The sequence below is a fragment of the Microbispora sp. GKU 823 genome (assembly GCF_002027145.1).
Classification (GTDB): Bacteria; Actinomycetota; Actinomycetes; order Streptosporangiales; family Streptosporangiaceae; genus Microbispora; species Microbispora siamensis.
On the sequence record NZ_MWJN01000229.1, the window covers coordinates 1 to 2,205 of the forward strand.

Here is a 2,205-nt window from a genome sequence, read left to right on the forward strand (position 1 = left end):
TGTCGACGACGCGTGAAAACTGACCCCCAGACGACGGCCGAAATCTGACCCCTCTGCTGTCACTGTGGAGGGTGATCAAGGTGGAGGACTGGGCGGAGATCCGCTGGCTGCACCGGGCCGAGCAGATACCGATCAAGGCGATCGCTCGGCGGATGGGCATCTCGAAGAACACCGTGAAACGCGCGCTGGCGGCCGAGGAACCGCCCAAGTATCAGCGGGCGGGCAAGGGGTCGATCGTGGATGCGGTAGAACCACAGATCCGCGAGCTGCTGCAGCAGTTCCCGGACATGCCGGCCACCGTGATCGCCGAGCGGATCGGCTGGCAGAACTCCCTGACCGTGCTCAAGGACCGCATCCGGCTGCTGCGGCCGCATTACCTGCCCCTCGACCCGGCCTCGCGGACCGCCTATCGGCCCGGTGAGGTGGCCCAGTGCGATTTGTGGTTCCCGCCGGTGCGGGTGCCGGTGGGCGCCGGGCAGACCGCCAGCCTGCCGGTGCTGGTGATGGTCAGCGGCTACTCGCGCTGGCTGATGGCCCGCATGCTGCCCTCCCGCGCCGCAGGGGACCTGTTCTCCGGGATGTGGGCCCTGCTCAGCGGGCTGGGTGCGGTGCCCAAGACCCTGGTGTGGGACAACGAAGGCGCGATCGGACAGTGGAAGGGCGGCCGGCCGCAGCTGACCGCCGAGGCCAGCGCCTTCCGCGGCATGCTGGGGGTGGCGATCCGCCAGTGCAAACCCGGCGATCCAGAAGCCAAGGGCCTGGTGGAGCGGGCGAACGGGTATCTGGAGACCTCCTTCCTGCCCGGCAGGTCGTTCACCGACCCGCACGACTTCAACGCCCAGCTCGCCCAGTGGCTGGCGCGGGCCAACCGGCGCCATCATCGGCGGATCGAGTGCCGCCCGGCCGACAGGATCGAGGCCGACCGGGCCGGGATGATCACCCTGCCTCCGGTCGCTCCGGTGGTCGGCTGGCGAAGGTCGACCCGGCTGGCGCGTGATCACTACGTCCGCATCGCCTCCAACGACTATTCGGTGCATCCCTCAGTGATCGGCCGTCTGGTCGAGGTGGTCGCCGACCTGGAGGAGGTCAGCGTGAGGTGCGCCGATCGGATGGTTGCCCGGCATGAGCGGTGCTGGGCCGCCCACCAGACCATCACCGACCCGGCCCATGCCGCATCCGCCGCGGCGATGCGCCGCTCCCGGCCCCAAATCACGCCCGGTCCGGCCGAGGTACAGGTCGAGCAGCGCCGCCTGAGCGACTACGACATGCTGCTGGGCGTTGAGGGGGTGGCCTGATGGCCGGCACCACCAAATCCACCGCCGCGACGACCGGCCCGGCTGCAGGCGGGAGCCGCAACCTGGCCTCCGAGCTGGCCTATCTGACCCGGGTGCTGAAGGCCCCGTCGCTGGCCGCCTCCATCGAGCGGCTGGCCGAACGCGCCCGGGCTGAGTCCTGGAGCCATGAGGAGTTCTTGGCCGCCTGTCTGCAACGCGAGGTCGCCGCCCGTGAATCCCACGGCGGCGAGGCCCGAATCCGCTCCGCTCGTTTCCCCGCCCGCAAAGCCCTGGAGGACTTCGATTTCGATCACCAGCGTTCCCTGAAACGGGAGGTTATCGCGCACCTGGGGACGCTGGACTTCGTCGCCGCCCGCGAAAACGTGGTGTTCCTCGGCCCGCCCGGAACCGGCAAGACCCACCTGTCGATCGGCCTTGGCATCCGGGCCTGCCAGGCCGGGTATCGGGTCGCGTTCGCCACCGCCGCCGCATGGGTCGCCCGCCTGGCCGAAGCCCACACCGCCGGCAAACTGCAGGACGAACTACTCAAGCTGGCCCGCATTCCCGTGCTGGTCGTCGACGAGGTCGGCTACATCCCCTTCGAAGCCGAGGCGGCCAACCTGTTCTTCCAACTGGTCTCCAGCCGCTACGAACGGGCGTCGCTGATCGTCACTTCCAACAAGCCGTTCGGCCGCTGGGGCGAGGTGTTCGGCGATGACGTCGTTGCCGCCGCGATGATCGACCGCCTCGTCCACCACGCCGAGGTCATCAGCTTGAAGGGAGACAGCTACCGCCTGAAGAACCGCGACCTCGGCCGCGTCCCCGCAGCCGAGACCAGCAACGACCATCAGTAGCAACCACGACCAACATCAACACCAGGGGGTCAACTTTCAGGCGTCGCTACGGGGTCAAATTTCGAGCGTCGTTGACA

The 2,205-nt window shown here is 68.6% G+C and carries 2 protein-coding genes; both read left to right on the forward strand.

What is annotated here, in order from left to right; translation table 11 throughout:
• Window positions 1-71: 71 nt before the first annotated feature.
• Window positions 72-1,295: an IS21 family transposase gene (istA, locus tag B1L11_RS44370; RefSeq protein ID WP_079321103.1), complete on the forward strand. Its 1,224-nt coding sequence runs from the start codon at window positions 72-74 to the stop codon at window positions 1,293-1,295.
• Window positions 1,295-2,128, forward strand: a complete 834-nt coding sequence (gene istB / locus B1L11_RS44375; RefSeq protein ID WP_079321104.1) for an IS21-like element helper ATPase IstB — start codon at window positions 1,295-1,297, stop codon at window positions 2,126-2,128. The genes istA and istB overlap by 1 nt, the downstream gene beginning before the upstream one ends.
• The last annotated feature ends 77 nt before the right edge of the window (window positions 2,129-2,205 follow it).

Bases quoted from the DNA above. Each gene is read 5' to 3' on its own strand.
- istB (WP_079321104.1), top strand. From the start codon at position 1,295: ATGGCCGGCACCACCAAATCCACCGCCGCGACGACCGGCCCGGCTGCA.